This window comes from Bacillus sp. BR3(2024) (assembly GCF_039134555.1).
GTDB lineage: Bacteria > Bacillota > Bacilli > Bacillales > Bacillaceae_G > Bacillus_A > Bacillus_A cereus.
The window spans coordinates 2452135-2467438 of record NZ_CP152433.1 but is presented as its reverse complement, the minus strand read 5'-3'; the positions used below and the strand labels follow the sequence as shown (position 1 = coordinate 2467438).

The window sequence follows — 15304 nt, the reverse complement described above, 5'->3', positions numbered from 1 at the left end:
ATAAAAGAACTACTTGTTATTTTCCAAGTAGTTCATCATCATATTAGTTATTGGTTTTTTAGGCTCTTCAACGCCTTCAACTTGATTTGACGTTTTTTGTCCTGCCTTTGCTGTGTATTTCTGAAGTAAATTATTTTTCACATCTTCTGGACTTGGTTCTTCGTTAGGCTCTTCTGTTTCATCCGCAATTTCATCACACAAACCAAACGCCTTACACTCTTCTGCGGTTAACCATGTTTCATTTTTTAATAAGTCTTCCATTTCAGAACGTTCACCTACAAAACGTTTCATGTAAGTATTTGTAACGGACTGATCGATCTTATCAAGTGCATTTAATTGTTGTTCAAATACTTCTCTATTACCCCATGCAAATGTAGACGCCCGATGGACCATTAGCATTGCATTCGCTGGCATAATAATTTCATCCCCAGCCATAGCAATTAATGATGCTGCCGACGCTGCAATACCATCAACATGAACAATGACTTTTGAGGAATGCCTTTTTAATTGGTTGTAAATTGATATACCATCAAATACGCTACCGCCAAATGAATTAATATATAGATGAATGTCGCCATCTTTGACATTATTTAATTTACGTTTAATCGCATTAGCCGAAACGGATTCTTCCCACCAACTTTCACCGATTGTACCGTAAACATAAATATCATTTTCTCCTTCATTCTTTGGTTTTTCCAAGTTTAAGTACTTTTTAAATGCATCATTTTTATACATCTTAGTTACCTCCATTCTCCTCACCTCCTTCCAAAGAATCGGCTTCTTGATAATTCTTTGTAACAAAGCGTTTATTTGCCCATTCCTCTTCAATTGGCTCTCTACCAAGAATAATTAAGATATCATTGATAGATAAACCACCAATTGCAAAGAGCTTATCTAATGCTGTTGCTAGTTTCGTAATATCAACAACCTTAATTTTCGTTGTATCAATCTTTAAATATGTGCGTTCTATATACTCTTCTTTGCTATACATCTTCCGGTTAAATTCATCTTGAATCAATTCAGCAATCGGATTAATACAAAAAGCTAAAAATGAATCCATTTGTTTCTCAATATCCGCGACATCACCTTTCAAAATCCCGATTGGAACATGGAAGGCAATGGCTACATAATTAAATATGTCATTAATCAAATCGCTAACATCACGACTTGTACTATTATTTGATACGCCATTTTTGCTATCGCTCATATCTTCGATTACATAACCATCTTGTAATTGAAAAGCTGAGCCAGCTTTATCTGCGTTAAACCAATTTTTCAACTGCCCTTCAAACATTTCATCAATCGCCGCTTGGGTTTCCGGATCTTGCGCTCTTAAAAAATCACCTTTAATAAGTAAGCGTTTATTATTTTTTCTTTTATAATAATCAATGGAAGATGCAAGCAATTTCCCGAAACTGCTATACATCCCGTCAATTACCTGCATAATATTTCGGTCGTTTAATTTAAAGTGGAAAACCTCTGATTCATTAAATGATTTTTTAAAAGTGAAGTCTTCAATTGTTATGTCGTTATATATATTTTCTTTTAATGCAAACTTGGTAACATTAAAGGAATCCGCAATATACAATTGCTCATCCTGCATAATAACAACGCATTCATTTTCCATAATTAAATGATTGACTAAACTATGCATAAACTCCGTTGCATTTTGATTCTGATTTGGTTGTACATTTAATAAAAAATGATTCCCACCACGTTTTTCTTTTCCTTTTTCAAAGGTTTGAAATTCACACCTTGTTAAAGCATTTGCAATTAAATCAATACAACTTTCTACAGCCAACTTTTTATAGAAGTAGTCAACTCCTAATTCATAAAAACATGAATCTAAAGTCAGTGTCTTCTTGCTTCCAAAAAAACCTCTTACCCAATCTCTTAATCCCACATTCTCACCACCTTTTATACACTAAATGATTTAAATATCTTTCTAACATTTTCTTTCGTTAAAGTATTCGACTCTTTTAACTCACTATCACAATTAAGCGCATGTAAAAAAGCGAAAAAACCATCTGTTTTTCGCTTCTCTTTATCAACCTTTTTATATTCAATATTGCCATTCATTTTTTCTTCTTTATAGGCATTTCCCACATACCAACGCATTAACGGATCATCACCAAAAACAATGGTATGTTTAATAAAAATCTCTTCTACAAGTGGAGCAAGCTTACTATGCGTCGCTGGACCACGACGAACAATTTCAATTTCAAAACCAGCCTCTTCAAGCGATTCTTTTAAAATAGCTGAACGATATAAATCCATGCTGACTTTTTTTATTCGGTATTCTTTATTCATCATTACGAACCAATCTCTTACATGTTCCGCACTAATTGATTTGTCATAAACAACAGTAAGCAATCCCTTTTCAATTGCAATTCGAATGATATCTGGATTAATATCTTGCAACTTAGGCGCTGTATGATGCATGAAGGTATGCTGCTTCCAATATCGTTTCCCATCTTTTTTAAATAAAATTCCAACCGAACAGAAATCACGAATTTGCGCGAAATCAACTGCTCCAATGCATTCTATCCCTTGAATATTTTCAGGGAACGGCTGCTCTGTAGCTAATCTTTCTTCATAGGTAGCAACTTCTTTCCTCGTATCTTCGACAGGTAAATTCATTCTTTTTGTCATGAACTCAATACGTAATGCACTGTTACGTTTCATATCATGGTATTCTTTTCGCATTTCATGTTGTAAATTTTCATTGTATCTATATGAAGGATTTGCTTTTTCCCATTTAGACTCGTCATGGACTTCTTTTTCATCATCAAGCTTACATATGAAAGGAAACAGTGTGGAATGTGGTAATTCTTTATTCAACACCATCTGAGCTTCGTCTTTCATATCATCCAATACTCCACCACGGACATTTCCATCTGTTGTAATATAGAAAATCCTTGGATCTTTCTTTTTTCCTAAACCCGATGTAAAAACTTTTATATTTGAATAATCTTCATACTCATGTAATTCATCAAATATAACAGTTCCACTTCGCTTACCATCTTTTGTACGAGCATTTGACGTATTAAATTCAAATTTAGATTTAGTTTTATAATGTTTAATGAGTTTTTTGGATTTATAAAAAACCTTTTTTAATTTCTTTGCAAATTTGGGCGTTTCTAAAATGTTTAAAACATCTTCGAATGAGGTTTTAGCCTGATCTTCTGAAGTTGCCACAATGTCTATATCATAATTCTTAATCCCATGATGACCACTTAGCATATAAAAACAGTCATAACTGATATATCCATTTTTACCTGCCCCACGACCAAGTAATAATAGATATCTGTCAAACATAAGACGGCCGTCATCATAACGCACACCATAAAAAAATGCATTACAGAACCTTTGCCAAGCAAATAATGAAAAAGAAAAATAGGGGGCTGGCTTTTCCACTGATTTTTCAATAGCATCTGCATCAATCACTACACCAGGTTGATCTAACTTCCAACGAAGAAACTCCATGAGTTGTTTTTGTTCTTTACAACTTTGTATTTCCTCATTTTCAACCATACGCATATACTCGTCGATGTAAGGATGATACTTATATGTAGTTGAATTTCTAGATGTCGTCATCATCATCATTACCTTCATATACTGGTTCTTTCAAACCAAGCACTTTTAATAATTCTGTCATGCGCTTGTTTGTCTCACGAAATTCTTTTGTAGCTGGATTCGCTTTGACTCCCTTTTGACTCTCACTATTTTGCCATTCAATCATTGGTCCATTCTTTTTCATTTCTCTTGCTAACTTATTTTTCACATCAAACATCGTCATGTAATCATCAACAAGATCAATGTAGTGCATACCATACAAACCACTGTTTTCCAATTGTTGTAATAAATCTTGCTTTATCTGTGCTTTTTTTGATAGTTTCCGCACAAGTACCCCCCCCCTCTTACTTTTTAATTCGCAAAAATGTTTTAACCGCTCTCCTCCCCCCGTTGAATGGTCCTCCAAGGAAAAGCCAAACTTTTTGACCGGGGGGTGTTTAAGAAACTAATTCAAAGTATCCTTCAATAAAATTCAAAATAAAAAAGACTTCTTCAATAGAAACCTTTAAGATATCTTTTGTAAATATTAAATTCTCTTCTTCTTGTAATCTTTCTCTTACATCAGTAAGCTTAAGTCGCTTGCATTTTCTTGGATTCACACAGTCTCTTATCTGACAGTAACGCCAATAAGAATACTTTCTAAACTGATTGAGCATGTCACGCTCATACGATGTACGCTCGTCCTTCTCGGCATATTGAATCATTAAGTCAGTATCGAATGTCCAACTACCGTCCACAATTATCATAGCTACCACCGTTCCTCATTCACGAACTTAGGTTTACTATTGCTAATCATCTTGTCCTTACCATCAGCAATGTTATGGCAGCGAACACAAAGGTATTCAAGATTGTCTAAATCTAAGGCAAGATGTGGATACGTCTTAACTGGTTTAATATGGTTCACATCCATCTTCAGCTTACGTCCACGTTTATCAATTGTATCCCGTGTTGTTACCTTCCCTTTCTGTTTGCAATGCTCACATTCATTTTTAGCTCGTTGGATTGCTTTTAATCTTAACGCTTTCCACTCTTTAGACTTATAGAACTTCATAAGCTTATCTTCTTTTATGAGTTGAATAAGATAATCAGTTCTCATGCTACTGTTTCGTTCCATTCATAAAAAAATTTTTTAACAAATCCATCCATCCACCACTTCCCTTACAAAATAAAAAAGAGTAATCGCATGATTACTCTTCATCTGAATTATTAAAACCAATAGGCCTTTTCGGTTCTTCTGGATTTAATCGCTTTACGGCAATTAATAAAAAACTTATTTGTGAAACATGTTGAATTAATTCTACCCTTGAACCGTTGTCCATTCTTCCATAAAATCGTATTAAGCTAGGATTGTAGTAACCCAAATCTTCAATATGAAATTGAACCGTTTGACCATATGAGACTAGCCTCATCCCAACCTCATGTTCATGATCTAAGTCTTCATCGAAATTATTAATCATTTCGACTAACCTTTCATAAAATTCACTTGCATGATTTGGGTTAGAAACCATGGCAGCTAGTGATGAATTGTTATTAAAGTTTCCGCCTAAATAACTCATTAAATTCAGCTCCTTTTCAATCCCTAATATTTCGACAAAACATACAAAACATCCTTTATTTAGAGAAACAGCACCCGAATAGGTGCTATGACTTGTAATATTCTTTTTTTAAATTTATTTACGGTAAATGAAGTTTTTGTTATTTTCTCAAGAGCCCGATGTTGTTTATACAACTGCAACTATACAGTACCAAGCTCCTGAGAGAAGAGCAAAAGCTCTCCTTAATAACGGTATCACTCAATCATTACCATCTGCGGGTTTCGGATTTTATGTGCCGTCATTATGAACCGTTTAGAATTTCAGAAACAACATAGTGAGTTGTGTTTTCCGCAACTTCTCACAATACAAATATATCATGTTAAAAACCAAAACGTGTCCGTAAATAGTTCGCAAATAGTCCGCGAATAGTTCGCGTATTTTCTTTTAGTAAAATTAAAACAGTGATTTCTTAAATTCACTTACTTTAGCCGGTTTAGAAATAAGTTCTTCTACAATGAAATTTACCAACCAAAATAGTGTCCCAGCCATTTTAGGATTATCATCTATATTTATTTTTCCTGAATGTACAGCATTATTCGCAACTATCCTTACTGCGTTTAGTGCATCAAAAACAACATCATTGATATTGTCTCTTTCTTTTAGCAGTTTAATATTATTATAAATATTATTTTTTTCAGGACATTTTAAATGTACAAGAAGTTTTTCTAATGCCAACCTAAGCAATGCACATGCTGATTTAGGTGAAAGCTGTACAATGCTCCTTGCCTCATTATATAAATCACTCACAGCTTCTGGCATATCAGGATTAGGGTCATCTATACCATGTTTATTAGGGTAAATTATATTTCCATCTCTCCATAGCACATACTGCTTGCAAATAGAACAAGTACTTATATGTACCTCCCAGTTTTTATCCATATTATCCTTTTCAACTTTTTTAATAGTCTCTGTAACTGTATATCCATCTGGATCAACCTGTTTTGAAACCATTCTAGGACGTGAACTATACAACTCCCAATTAATAAATGACATTTGTCCATCTCTACAAGCTAAAAAATGCCAATCATGTTTAGATGTACATTTGCAATGCGGACAATCAAAAACCTCTGCATGTAACTTCGGCAATTTACTCAGTTTACTCATTGTTTCTCCCCCTTTTTTTATTTACATATTAAATTATGTATATCATACCTTAATAAAGCAACCATTAAAAATTAGACAAAAAATCAATGGTTTTCTACCATATTTCTGTTATTTACGTCTAATAATCTTTAAAAATGAATTAGCTATAAACTAGATTGTGTTAAATTCACCCATTCCGTTTAACCTTAGATATACCAATCTCTTACGCATTTTATAAAAATGAATTTGACACTTTCAGTTTAAAGCTAATTCAATAATTGATAAAAAAATAAAGGAGCTAAATTCTAAACTTCCTTTGATAATCATTTAATGTATCTTGCTCCATTCCAATGTATCTCAATGTTTCTTTCTGATCTGTATGATTTAACATCTTTTGCAAGGCAACTACATCTTTAAATTGTTTGTAATGATGATAACCATATGTCTTTCTAAGTGAATGAGTACCGATACGTTCCAACCCAAACTCTTCTGCAGCTTGATTCAATATTACATATGCCATTGCACGAGTAATCGGTTTATTTTTTCCGTTTCTACTCTTAATCAGGTATTCATTCTTTGGCTTTCCTTCAGTATAATTTCTAATAGCTCTCTTCAGCTCTGAAGGCATCTTCACATCTTTGATCTTCCTTGTTTTCTTTTCGCGTATCACAATATTCCAGCCTTCTACATCACGAACACGTAAACGTAATATATCCGATATTCTGAATCCTGTATTAATACCAAGAAGAAACAGAATGTAGTTCCTCTCATTCTGTTCCTTATAAAACTCTTTTATTTCTTGTATTATTTCTTTATCTCGAATCGGCTGTACAATATTCATATACTTTGCCCCTCTTTTTGTCTACGCGTTTTTTGAAACACCTCTTTCTTTAGATTGAAAGCTAAACGTAATATCGCTCGTCCTTTTAACTTATAATATTTTGTTTTACCTATACCTAAATCCATCCAGATATCTTGATCATATCCAGAATCATGTTCCATATAAAATTTCACAATCACTTCACGTTCATCATCCCTTAGACGATTCACACCGTCATACAACCAACTCATAAATTTATTTCGTTCTTGTTCATACTCTATTCTTTCTATTGCAATATTTTCAGTCGAACTATTAAACTCATTTGTATTCGATGGAGGAACAATAGAATACGACGCTGTCACTTTTGGCAGCATATCACATGGCATAGTTGCTAAATATCTACGATACTCATTAAATACTTTTTCGATTTCTTGTTTTGTTCTTTTTCCATCCACAATTGGCATCTTAAATGATAGTTGTTTATTCATATTAAATTCCTCCAATGTTATTATTTTTGTCTTACTGCCCCACGTCTTCGTTCATAACGTGGACCATAAATTCCCATTAAATCCTCAATGTCGCGTGTGCTTAATTTCTCTTTTTGTTTTTTCTTATTTTTCTTATTTACTTTTTTTGATTGCTTTTTCCATTCACGCAATTGATCCTTTAACCCCTTCATTTCCCCATCTCCCTTTTCAAAATAAAAAGGACACCTATTCCTAAAACAGCTCAAATTGCTGCTTTAATGAATTGGTGTCCTCTAGTTTTCTAGCCGGACTATATTCTGTTTGCTTTACTTTAAAGGATTATTTTAACAAAAAAATTTTGGTCTAAAGAATACAAAACATAGTACCAATAAATTTTTAACGCTTTTATTAGTAAACAATTGAAATTCGCTAAGAATTTTCACAACATACACTTAATACCTTATACCATTTCAGTCCAATCCTGTTTTAGAGTTCCATAAGCACTTGCGTTTATTTTTGCCCCATTCCAAAAAATATCAATATCTATTTCTGACATAGATGTTTTTTTTAAACAAAAATATACTTGTTCCCTAAATAATTTTTCAACCTCTCTGTCAGCCTGTATTATAGTTTCTTTTGAAATGTTCCCTCCTACTACTTCTTCAAACCTTTTTGTCGCAGCAGAAACACTACTACTCAAGCACTGATTTATAACGGGATTATTTGATAAACTCTCAGGTAGATATACTTCAATCTCACCATACAAATTTGTGATTCTTTTTTGTTTGCACGGATATTTTACTTTATGTGGTACACCTGGCTCACAGACTTCCTTAGTTTTATATGGAATATAACTAATAACCTTTGTATAGCAAAAATCATTTTGTTGCTCCCATTTAATACAACTGGTATCTCTAATTTCTTCAAAAATTTTATTTATAAAAACATACTTCATTGGACTACTTAACCTATAAATAGTAGGCTGTCTAGGTGTATTATAGAAATATGGGTAATTATAAAAAAACTGATTCATCATCCTCACCCTTACCATCAATTTTTTATATACGGATTCAGGATATGCAAAAATTTATTTTTTGTTATTTTTCTACAATATTAAAGATTATTAACATACTCATTTATCAGTTACCACTCTCTTTTTCTACTGTTTTTTAATAAACTCCTTTACTTGACTAGTCTGTAAATATTGATTGTATTTATCACGACTCCTTCTTGCAATTAAAATAGCGTTTTGGTTAAGAAATTTGTTTATCTTCAACAATATCTTTTATTGCTTTATGAACTGCATCAATATCTTCCAATGTAGATAAATACACGAGCGTATCAAAATACGCTTCAGTCAAACCAATAATTTCTTTTCCATTCCGAGTTAAATGTTCAACTTGCTTGTTGCTAATACGTTCCCATTCTTTAATGGTTTTATTTGCATCCTTCTGTAGTAGTTCCAACGCCTTTCGGTGTTCATGTTCAGTTTTCACTAAAGTTTTCATAAGCTTGTTGTGACTTTGTTTCCAACCGTCAATTTCTTCTTTCGCTTTTTCCAAAACAACTAATATATCAACTATGTCAGCGTCATCCATACGAGTTACCATTTCATTTCTAAGACGATCTTCTAATTCTGATATTTCCTTCATTACTCATTCCCCTTTCAAATAACGATTTTGTATTAAATCACGAACTTTCACTGGATCCAGTAGTGCTTTTTGTTCGTTTTTCAAATAGAGATTTTGTATTATTTTTGTGCGCTCATTGCTTTTTCTTCTTTAACACGTTTCTTATTACACCAATAGCAAAGATTTGGGCCTTTATGACTCATTGATGGTCTATATAAAGTTTTAACTGGCTTGCTACATTTCGGACATTCTTGTTTATCATATTTCACGATTTCGTTCCCCTCTCAAATAAAGATTTGATTCAAACTTGCACATAAACTAAAAACATACATAAGATTTAATTGCCGATACTTTTCGATTTTAAACTTGGTCAAAGAGCGCACGGGATAGCGCTCTTTTTTCTGTTGAAATAAGAATTTTATACTGATCTTTTCTCGATCTTTAAGCACTTTTGACAATAAAACCAAATACATGAAACTCTTCCGTTGCTACTTTCAACTCTAAATTCTCTGAACCAATGCTGACATTCATTTTCCACTTCTATCCCTCCATAAAATAACTATTTTGTTTAAAAATGATTTATTAATTCCAACTGAACATTGCTTAGTAATCTATCAGATATCTCTATATAACCAGGATTCAATTCAATACCAATAAAATTTCTATTATGCTTTGCAGCGACACGACCAACTGTTCCTGAACCGAAGAATGGATCCATAACAATTCCTTCAGCTGGAGCCCCAGCTAATATACACGGTTCAATTAATGCTTCTGGAAATGTAGCAAAGTGTGCTTCTTTTAATGGTTTTGTTGATACTGTCCATACCGATCTTTTATTTCTTTTATCTCGAATTGCTCTAAATGCTTCATGTCCATATTTACCGTTAAAAGCACCTTTCTCTTTGTTTACTCTTTTTGCTCTTTGTGGCGAACCAAATGCGCCTTCTGAACCTCGAACATCTTGTTGGCCATAAACTGCTGGCTCCTTAATACTTTCGTGATCGTAATAGTATTTAGGCGACTTACTTAACAAGAAAATGTATTCATGCGACTTAGTAGGCCTATCCCTTACACTCTCTGGCATTGCATTTGGCTTGTTCCAAACGATATCTTGTCTTAAATACCAACCATCTTGCTGTAATGCGAAAGCTACTCGCCAAGGTAAACCAATCAAATCCTTTGGTTTTAATCCATCTACTGTTTTTGTGACTGAAACAATTCCAGTAACTTGGCCAACACTTTGAAAATGATTGTTACCTGGATTTCCTTTCCCATCTGCATTTCTTCCACGTCCACTTCCAGCGTATGCATCACCAAGATTTAGCCAAAGTGTTCCGTCATCCCTTAGCACACGCTTTACTTCTCTAAATACAGATACAAGATTCGATACATATTCTTCTACCGTTGCCTCTAATCCAATCTGGCCATCTACCCCGTAATCACGTAATCCCCAATATGGAGGACTCGTGACCACGGTACTCACAAAATTATCCGGAAAAGTTTTTAGTACGTCTAAACAATGTCCTGGATAAACTTTATTTAGTTCCATTCCTGTCCTCCCCTTTCCGACCAAATAACGCTTTTATTCAGTTATTACCTTCACCATTTCCCAACTGTATTTCCACTCATTAAATGTAGGATCTTTTTCCTTTTGTAATTTATCTGCTTGTTCTTTCGCCAATTCCTTCGTTGGACAAACACAAACATTTTCATGATAAGTTTCATCCGTGAAATGTGTTAATGTGACTATATAAACGTACATCTCTCATTCTCCTTTTTAACAAAATTCAAATTTTATACCATTTAATTTACTTTTATTGTATTTATTTGGATATTCGTGATATTATTTACTTATAAAGTCATTACGACTTTACCCTTATACAATGAGCCATGAGCCTTCACAACTCATGGCTCTTTTCATTACAAACTCCATTTCTTAATAACATTCTGATTTTAAAAGAAAGCTAGTTGTCCACCAGGTCTTTCCAACAATGAAACAAGTTCCTGCTTTGGCGTTTCTTTAACTTCTTCTCGTTCCGCTGCTAATTCTTCAAAATTAGCAAACCAATGTATTGGAAAACATCCGCATAATTTTTCACGTTCTTGATCATGCCAGAAGAAACAATGTGTACCTTTAGGCCTTAGAATGTATTCCTTAAGTGGTTTATCTTGATAGCCTTTTGTTCGCCAAATCAATTGAGCTTTATAGAATTTACTTTCATCTAAATTCGGCATATTGATTTGCGGTTCTGGTGTCCAAACCTCGTTTTCCACCACTTTAAATCTCTCTACTGGATAACATCCAAAATGCGATTCCTTACGATCAAATTTGCTGACATAGTAATGATTAGGCTTAGCTGGGAATAAAAAATATTCTTCATTTATTCCCAGTAAAGCTGAATGATCCACATCTATGCACATACCTTTCATTGCTTAATACCCGTTATTCTGACGTTGATGATTTACTTCGTTCTTCTTGTAATAACCTTGCTCCATCTCTTCAAATGTGAATCCTAATTTCTTACCTAAACCTAAGAACGAGTACAATAATTCTTCATAAAGATCAATGTCTTGAGTTGCACGGAATTCCGATACAGCTTCATATACATTGTTGAATTGACTGACTAAAGAACTTGCAGAAAAAACATTTGCGTTGTGATTTAGAAATTCCGCACTATATCCATTAGGATTAAAGCCAATACCGTTGCCTAATGAGGCTATGAAATGTAAACCGTCAACATATTCCATCAAAATAACTTTTTTTTCACTTGGCCCTTTATTGCTCCAATGCTTAAAACATCTAGTTTCATTTGCAAGTTCTCCAATTTCAACTTGTAAAGCAAGGATCATATTGTAAAATAAATTTTGGCCTTCCAGCCCGTGCTCCTTGATGATTCTTGTATCTAATACCTTTTGCATTCCAAATATTTTAGTTAAGTTCATTTCCATTCGCTCCCTCACTAATTTAATTAAGCAACTCTTTTTTTCGTATCTATTAAACAATTAAGCATGTATTCTAAACCGAACTGATCCAGTATTAATGTTGCTATTTCAATTTGATGCCTTCTTAATTTGCTTGCTATTTCTTCAATGCCAAGCTGCTTCATCCATAAATCCTTAAAAAGTTCTACATCGTCCTCATTCCAGATAAAATTTACCTCTTCTAAAGCAATGTAGACGTATAATGGCATTTCTTTTTTCTTTTTATTCCGAACTTTTTTGTCGCCAATTTCTCCTAAACCCATTTTTCTTTTGTGGATCTTAAACTTATCCACTTGATCCAAAATAAGTGCCGCTACTTCTATTTGCTTTCTTTTAAACCTTTTCGAAATCTCTAAAAGTGTGTAGTTACTATTCCAAAGTTCTCGAAACTGGAAAACCTCTCTTAGATCCCATAAGAAATCCACTTCTTCTAAGACAATTCGAACTTTAAAAGCCGACATTTCAAACACTCCCTTAAAAAGCTAATTACTTTATCATTTCATTGGAGGTAGTTTTAACATGACCAACTTTACCGTTAACCCAAATTACAACTTGTTCACCAAAACCGCTTGCCGGTGGTTCAAAAGAAAGGATTTTTCCATCCGTAACCACATATACTTTATTACTTGTAACATCGATTTCTTTCTTCATATGTTCCTCTCCCTTTTCCTCACTTCATGTACTCGACAACATCAGGTTTAAATCCACTTCCTAAGTAAATCCGTACCGGAATTATTTCTTTTTTATCTCTTGCTGCCTTACACAATTCTTCGGCTGCATCCCAATTAAAAAACTTATCTACAGCTCGTTGAAATCTCCAAATTGCCATTGTATATTGTTCAAAGATGTCATAACGATCATCTTGTTTAGTGGTACGCGGTAATTCATCCGTGCACTTTGCATCCTTGGGAACTTGGACGCGTACATCAGCATATGTATTTCGTCCAGTTCCTTTCTTCACGTTTGCTTTCATGACATCAAACTCACAAATGTCTGGAGCTACATCGAAAATATTTAATTGCTTAGACATTGGCCATCCCGCTCTTTTTAAGAAGGTTCAGCAACTCACTTGCCCCTTCCTTACTTAAAAACATTCGGCCACCTAACAATTCAATATTAGAGTCAGACACTTCCCCCGTTACAAAGCATGACTTTTCTTGTTTTTTCAAAAGGATGTTGTCTCCATAAACATGAAAGTCTAGTGATGTACCTTCAGCAATACCCAAAGTTCTGCGTAACTCTACTGGAATTACTACACGACCTAACTCATCGACTTTCCTTACAATACCTGTATTTTTCATCTTTAACTCCCCCTTAGTATTTTTTTCAGACAACTTCATTGCTAAATTCATGTAAAATAAACATATATTTGGAAAGGAGGTAAAACTATGGCTTATGAATCTACCCAAGAACTAATTCTTCAAATCATTAATGAAAATAGGGATTTATTACATCCAGATTCTCAAAAACACTTGAATATGAACTTTTTATTATCAGATGGAAGACTCCAACATCTTTCATCTGACACCATGCTTAAAGTTGTAGATCAATTAATTGAATTAGGTAAAATTCGTTGTGTTGTAAAACGAAACCCTGCCGAAAATAACAAACTTTTAAAATTTAAAGTTATAAAAATTTATTAATTCTAACCCTTCGTAGTTGGCGCTGCGAGGGGTTAATCTTGCCATTTCTCTACAGATTCACCCAAATGGATCATCGCTTTTCCCATTGCATCAATGTAGTTGTTGATTGTTTTTTTTATCATTTCACAATCCTCATGTACCAACTTTTCATATTCTTCAAACGTATTTGCACATCCGTAGTTAAAAACTCTTAATTCATTAAAACAATCATTAATTGCTGGCATTGCCCTTGTATGAATGGTTTCCGTACTAAATTCTTCTCTGTTCAGATGAATCAAATTTACAACTCTTTTATTTTCTATTTTGACCTTCAATAAAGTATTGAATGCCGGTTCATTTAACTTCTCTAAACCAATTTCTTCTCTTAAATCATTTAAGGATTTCTTACCTTTTAACAAATCCTCTTGAAACTGTTCAGCTTTCATAATCGTTGTATTTTTTATACCTTACCCCCCCTTAGTATTTTTATATTTGTTTAAAATCTCATCCAAACGTTTCCTATCATCCTCGTTTGGGATTTGCTGCGGTTGTTGCACTGGTTCATGTTCTTCCTGCTGATGTAACCAATCTGGTACAGATTCAGTTCGATTAGCAATTCCTTTGCCAGTACGCTTTTTATTTTGCTTGCTCATTTCAAATCGAGTATCTAAAGCAGCAACATCATCTAATGTTTTTACTTTTGCCTTTTCCCAACTACTTAAAATACTACGGATATATCTCCACTTTGGTACATTTTCATCAATTGCTTTATTAACAGCGTGAGTAATTAATTCATTACCGAATCTATCACAAAACTCACCTAATTCTTGGATTGCAATTTCACTTAACGGAATACCCTTTTTAAGTAAAAAGTTGTAACTGATTTTAAATTCTTGATCAATTAATTTTTGAGATGAAGTAGCATTATCATCATCATTTATATTTGTAGTAATATTTGTAGTAATCTCTGTATTTGTCTTACGTTCTAGTGTAAGAGACTCTTCCGTTTTATCGTAGGGGGGTATTGCTTTAGAATGTAAGACCCTCTTGCTTTCTAAAGTAATAGGGCTATTACTTTTCAGTGTAGGAGGGTTACCATTTCCCCAATATATAATAGATATTTTCTGAATCATTTCAGGTACAGGTTCAACATACATAACGTTATTACACCTAGTTCCGTTAACAAGAATCGTCCTAAATTCAATTTTTATAAGTCCACGTTCTTTCAGAAAGTCACATGCTTCTTTTACTTGTCTTTTTGTAAACCCAAATGAATCGGCTAATTGTTGATAACTCTTTTGAAGCGTATCTGCCTTAAACTTTTGTTTATATTGAACTTGACTAGATTCTTCACTTCTTACTTCAGTAGGTTTATACCAATAAACAATTTCTCCTAAGATAGTAATTGCAACAATATTAGGTTTACCATTATCTAATGTAAGTGTTTTAAACCATCCATGATCTATAACATTGCCACGAAAATTTATCTGCCCTATTTGTAATACCTTGTTGTTCATAGCTTTCACTC

General features: G+C 33.5%; 25 protein-coding genes. 1 reads left to right on the top strand and 24 read right to left on the bottom strand.

Translation table 11 applies throughout. From position 1 onward, the window contains the following. Positions 1 to 9: 9 nt before the first annotated feature. The 22 genes from V7S45_RS12715 to V7S45_RS12610 all read right to left on the bottom strand — a co-directional run bounded on the left by V7S45_RS12715 (position 10) and on the right by V7S45_RS12610 (position 13455). A complete protein-coding gene (locus V7S45_RS12715) occupies positions 10 to 750 on the bottom strand; it encodes a head maturation protease, ClpP-related (RefSeq protein WP_309567871.1) in 741 nt (246 codons plus the stop codon). After that, positions 737 to 1903, bottom strand: coding sequence for a phage portal protein (locus V7S45_RS12710; protein ID WP_086396586.1), 1167 nt, complete (start codon positions 1901 to 1903; stop codon positions 737 to 739). Before V7S45_RS12710 ends, V7S45_RS12715 begins: the two co-directional genes overlap by 14 nt. Before the next feature lie 14 nt (positions 1904 to 1917). Next, positions 1918 to 3600 (bottom strand): terminase TerL endonuclease subunit, encoded by a 1683-nt coding sequence (locus V7S45_RS12705; protein WP_342761871.1) that lies wholly within the window; start codon positions 3598 to 3600, stop codon positions 1918 to 1920. Further along, complete coding sequence (locus tag V7S45_RS12700) at positions 3584 to 3904, bottom strand: P27 family phage terminase small subunit (protein WP_063537242.1); 321 nt, start codon at positions 3902 to 3904, stop codon at positions 3584 to 3586. Before V7S45_RS12700 ends, V7S45_RS12705 begins: the two co-directional genes overlap by 17 nt. 109 nt (positions 3905 to 4013) lie before the next feature. Continuing rightward, positions 4014 to 4322, bottom strand: coding sequence for a hypothetical protein (locus V7S45_RS12695; protein WP_342761914.1), 309 nt, complete (start codon positions 4320 to 4322; stop codon positions 4014 to 4016). 2 nt (positions 4323 to 4324) lie between these two features. After that, on the bottom strand, positions 4325 to 4672 hold the full coding sequence (locus V7S45_RS12690; RefSeq protein ID WP_342761870.1) for an HNH endonuclease: 348 nt from the start codon (positions 4670 to 4672) through the stop codon (positions 4325 to 4327). Positions 4673 to 4763: 91 nt separating this feature from the next. Then, positions 4764 to 5132, bottom strand: coding sequence for a DUF6173 family protein (locus V7S45_RS12685; protein WP_342761869.1), 369 nt, complete (start codon positions 5130 to 5132; stop codon positions 4764 to 4766). A 432-nt stretch (positions 5133 to 5564) separates the two neighbouring features. Further along, a complete protein-coding gene (locus V7S45_RS12680) occupies positions 5565 to 6275 on the bottom strand; it encodes a DUF4145 domain-containing protein (RefSeq protein WP_342761868.1) in 711 nt (236 codons plus the stop codon). 277 nt (positions 6276 to 6552) lie between these two features. Then, on the bottom strand, positions 6553 to 7095 hold the full coding sequence (locus V7S45_RS12675; protein ID WP_001028515.1) for a tyrosine-type recombinase/integrase: 543 nt from the start codon (positions 7093 to 7095) through the stop codon (positions 6553 to 6555). Beyond that, positions 7092 to 7562 carry an ArpU family phage packaging/lysis transcriptional regulator gene (locus V7S45_RS12670; RefSeq protein WP_061884219.1) on the bottom strand — a complete coding sequence of 157 codons (471 nt, stop codon included), beginning with the start codon at positions 7560 to 7562 and terminating at the stop codon, positions 7092 to 7094. The genes V7S45_RS12675 and V7S45_RS12670 overlap by 4 nt, the downstream gene beginning before the upstream one ends. 20 nt (positions 7563 to 7582) lie before the next feature. Further along, positions 7583 to 7753, bottom strand: a complete 171-nt coding sequence (locus V7S45_RS12665; RefSeq protein WP_342761867.1) for a hypothetical protein — start codon at positions 7751 to 7753, stop codon at positions 7583 to 7585. Positions 7754 to 8001: 248 nt separating this feature from the next. Further along, entirely contained in the window at positions 8002 to 8574 is a 573-nt protein-coding gene (locus V7S45_RS12660; protein WP_342761866.1) for a hypothetical protein, read from the bottom strand. Positions 8575 to 8794: 220 nt separating this feature from the next. Beyond that, positions 8795 to 9193, bottom strand: a complete 399-nt coding sequence (locus V7S45_RS12655) for a hypothetical protein (RefSeq protein ID WP_342761865.1) — start codon at positions 9191 to 9193, stop codon at positions 8795 to 8797. 98 nt (positions 9194 to 9291) lie between these two features. After that, positions 9292 to 9441, bottom strand: a complete 150-nt coding sequence (locus tag V7S45_RS12650; RefSeq protein WP_000872736.1) for a hypothetical protein — start codon at positions 9439 to 9441, stop codon at positions 9292 to 9294. Between the two features lie 299 nt (positions 9442 to 9740). Then, positions 9741 to 10721 (bottom strand): site-specific DNA-methyltransferase, encoded by a 981-nt coding sequence (locus V7S45_RS12645; RefSeq protein ID WP_342761864.1) that lies wholly within the window; start codon positions 10719 to 10721, stop codon positions 9741 to 9743. A gap of 33 nt (positions 10722 to 10754) precedes the next feature. Beyond that, positions 10755 to 10934, bottom strand: a complete 180-nt coding sequence (locus tag V7S45_RS12640) for a hypothetical protein (RefSeq protein WP_044797250.1) — start codon at positions 10932 to 10934, stop codon at positions 10755 to 10757. A 191-nt stretch (positions 10935 to 11125) separates the two neighbouring features. Beyond that, positions 11126 to 11602, bottom strand: coding sequence for a hypothetical protein (locus tag V7S45_RS12635; protein ID WP_324656561.1), 477 nt, complete (start codon positions 11600 to 11602; stop codon positions 11126 to 11128). A gap of 3 nt (positions 11603 to 11605) precedes the next feature. Beyond that, positions 11606 to 12121 carry a dUTP diphosphatase gene (locus V7S45_RS12630; RefSeq protein WP_342761863.1) on the bottom strand — a complete coding sequence of 172 codons (516 nt, stop codon included), beginning with the start codon at positions 12119 to 12121 and terminating at the stop codon, positions 11606 to 11608. Between the two features lie 20 nt (positions 12122 to 12141). Beyond that, complete coding sequence (locus V7S45_RS12625) at positions 12142 to 12615, bottom strand: sugar ABC transporter substrate-binding protein (protein ID WP_324656563.1); 474 nt, start codon at positions 12613 to 12615, stop codon at positions 12142 to 12144. Between the two features lie 25 nt (positions 12616 to 12640). Beyond that, the gene (locus tag V7S45_RS12620) at positions 12641 to 12805 is read right to left on the bottom strand and encodes a DUF3954 domain-containing protein (RefSeq protein WP_000711473.1); all 165 of its coding nucleotides are present in this window, start codon (positions 12803 to 12805) and stop codon (positions 12641 to 12643) included. 19 nt (positions 12806 to 12824) lie between these two features. Continuing rightward, entirely contained in the window at positions 12825 to 13184 is a 360-nt protein-coding gene (locus V7S45_RS12615) for a cell division protein SepF (RefSeq protein WP_342761862.1), read from the bottom strand. After that, positions 13177 to 13455, bottom strand: a complete 279-nt coding sequence (locus tag V7S45_RS12610; RefSeq protein WP_324656564.1) for an AbrB/MazE/SpoVT family DNA-binding domain-containing protein — start codon at positions 13453 to 13455, stop codon at positions 13177 to 13179. Before V7S45_RS12610 ends, V7S45_RS12615 begins: the two co-directional genes overlap by 8 nt. A gap of 87 nt (positions 13456 to 13542) precedes the next feature. Between V7S45_RS12610 and V7S45_RS12605 the strand changes: the two genes are divergently transcribed. Beyond that, positions 13543 to 13797, top strand: a complete 255-nt coding sequence (locus V7S45_RS12605) for a hypothetical protein (RefSeq protein WP_342761861.1) — start codon at positions 13543 to 13545, stop codon at positions 13795 to 13797. A gap of 32 nt (positions 13798 to 13829) precedes the next feature. Here V7S45_RS12605 and V7S45_RS12600 read toward each other — a convergent pair whose 3' ends face one another. Beyond that, positions 13830 to 14222 (bottom strand): hypothetical protein, encoded by a 393-nt coding sequence (locus tag V7S45_RS12600; RefSeq protein ID WP_342761860.1) that lies wholly within the window; start codon positions 14220 to 14222, stop codon positions 13830 to 13832. Positions 14223 to 14243: 21 nt separating this feature from the next. Next, positions 14244 to 15293: a DnaD domain protein gene (locus V7S45_RS12595; protein WP_342761859.1), complete on the bottom strand. Its 1050-nt coding sequence runs from the start codon at positions 15291 to 15293 to the stop codon at positions 14244 to 14246. Between the last annotated feature and the right edge of the window lie 11 nt (positions 15294 to 15304).